Origin of the sequence: Iningainema tapete BLCC-T55 (assembly GCF_014698965.1) — a bacterium.
Lineage (GTDB): Bacteria > Cyanobacteriota > Cyanobacteriia > Cyanobacteriales > Nostocaceae > Iningainema > Iningainema tapete.
In genome coordinates, this window is the sequence record NZ_JACXAE010000090.1 from 1 (window position 1) to 1,829 (window position 1,829).

At 38.1% G+C, this 1,829-nt stretch carries 1 protein-coding gene and 1 pseudogene; both read right to left on the minus strand.

The window, feature by feature from the left end; genetic code table 11:
* On the minus strand, positions 1-727 hold a 727-nt coding region (locus tag ICL16_RS30245), incomplete at its 3' end, for a hypothetical protein (RefSeq protein WP_190835302.1).
* A pseudogene (locus tag ICL16_RS30250) lies at positions 727-1,829 on the minus strand (hypothetical protein); the annotation flags it as partial. The pseudogene ICL16_RS30250 and the gene ICL16_RS30245, both read right to left, overlap by 1 nt.

Sequence of the window (1,829 nt, forward strand, 5' to 3'; positions counted from 1 at the left end):
GAAACTTTACGTCCGCTCGACGCCTTTTGATGGGTTTTTTGATAGTTTTCCCGTAAACCTTATGTGTACCGGGATTAGTTGGGTAAGTCCGATCATGCTCGACAAACTGAAAAAAATCTTTATTAAAAGTATGGTTTTGAATATTAAGTACTTGCTTAACTATTCGTTCTCCTTCAACTTTTGACTTGACAAATAATCGGAAATCATAGCCTTTCTCGGAATCTAAATAGGTGGCTTTGTACCATCCTTTTTCCCAAATGAATACAGGGCTTGCAAATTCCTGCTTGATTTTTTTCGCCAAAATTTCAGCTTTGGCACGAGTAATTGATTCAGAAGATTCATCCATTAATCTAAAGCCTATTTCACCCTCTAGCTGTGGAAGTCCGGCAATTTCGTGAGTTTCTTTATCCCAGGCTTCTAAAAAATGTAGCTTAATTTGTGGTTTAAATTTCCACTCAGATTGAGCCTCTTGTACAGGAATTCCATATACAGGACGTTGAATTGCTTGTGTGTGTCCACAAGTTACTTCAAACAACCACATACGCAAAATTAACATATCAACCGTGTCGTTATCTTTAATCACACAGCTATGTTTCAACCTTGATTTAGATGTTGAAACGTCGTCATCTGGTTGATTTTTAAAGTAAGATTTAACAGCTTTGTTATGTTCAAGCTTCACCAAATCTCTTAAATTAGTCCATTCGTTAAAATCTGCTGGTAGTGCCATTATTCGTCTGCCTCCTTATCTCTATCTGATGAAATGGCAGGTATAGCGGGAGTAGTGGAGGCAGATGTAGCTTTATCTGCTTTCTCTTTCAATGGCTTATTATCTTTCTGCTCTTTAGGTTCTAACTCCTCAATTGATTTTTCAAACTCTTTTTTCTGGTCTGTTAGCTCCTTTAGATTATCTTTTACACTAACTAATTCAGACGTAACCATTTCCAAACCGGATGCAGCATCCTCCAGATTTTCAAGTCGTTGAACCCATATAGAGCGAGCGTTGACATGCTCTGGCATCCAGTTAAAAGCCTTCTCACCTACAGCACCGAATCGCTTAAGTGCATTACCAATTTTACCTGTATTCTCTGCTATAAATTCCGAGATACTACGCAAGCTGTCAATCATACTACGAACGGTGTTTGCAATGTTAGCTGCAGCTTGATATATGCGGTTCCACTTTTTCCAAGTGTCCTTCATACCGTTCCAAGTTTCTACTCCAAATAATGATTTGGCGAAATTATCAATTAAGCCACTAAAAATTTCTTTAGTATCAATAGAGTTGTCATCAACATCTTTTAAAAACACACTAGTAGCCAGGTTTAATATATTGTCAACAATGCCAAATAAAGTATCTGTCAGGCTGCTAGACAACATGTAAGCATTGTGTAGTGTATTAATCCAAATCAGTATATTAAGAACTCTATCAAACTTCATCCAGCTAGTGAATTTTTTTAAATAGCCTGATATTCCAACATTTTCATTTCCAATTTGAGGTCCTAACTTGCTATTAATAGTATTTAGCTTCTTTAAAACTTCACTTAAATCTAATAAGCTTAATCCGTTTAAAAGAGCATTGAGAACATCTAACTTATTGCCATTATCTTTTGCTTGACTAAGAATACTTGCTCCACAAGGATCGCAACTAGGACCACTTGGTGTGCTAGTTGGACCAGGTTTTGCAGGTGGAACGTTTGGTTTCGGAAAAATAGCGGGAATTGGAGACGGTTTATCCTCATCACCAGGTGTAGGTGATGGACTTGGGGAAGGTGATGGTGACGGACTCGGACTTGGGGATGGACTCGGACTTGGAGAAGGTGATGGTGACGGAC